The 453-nt window shown below is 63.6% G+C and carries 1 protein-coding gene; it reads left to right on the forward strand.

Annotated features, from left to right (window positions below):
• A partial coding sequence (locus tag Q664_RS59695; protein ID WP_043411728.1) for a HEPN-associated N-terminal domain-containing protein occupies positions 1–453 on the forward strand: 453 nt, incomplete at both ends.

The following is a 453-nucleotide window of genomic DNA, read 5'->3' on the forward strand; positions in this document are numbered from 1 at the left end:
GGAGCTGCAGACGCTCGTCACGGCGAAGGCCACCAACGTGCGCTGTGGCTTCTGTCGCTCCACGCGACCCGCTGCGTGCCTCGACGAAGTCGTGGAGCAAATCGAGATGGCTGTCGGCCACCTCTACGAGGACCCGGCCGAGAGTGTTCCTTACTGCTCTGCGGAGGGCGGGTATCTCATCGAGTCGGAGGGGCCGGAAGAGATCCTCTATGAAATGGGCCTCGAACTCACCTGCGATGATTCCGGAGCATTGTTCGACGCGATCGTCCGCCGGGTCGGATTTGAAGGCCTCGTCCCCCGCGACTGGGCGCGAGAGAGTCCGAACTCGTTCGGCGCGCTGCTGCAAAGCTGGCAAGCCTGTGTTGGGCTGCTGAAGCACGGGCAACGCTATTTCTTCATGGATGCTCGAATCACCGATGCGGATGACCCGGGTGACCCCCGTCGGGACCCCGC

Origin of the sequence: Archangium violaceum Cb vi76, from assembly GCF_000733295.1 — a bacterium.
GTDB lineage: Bacteria > Myxococcota > Myxococcia > Myxococcales > Myxococcaceae > Archangium > Archangium violaceum.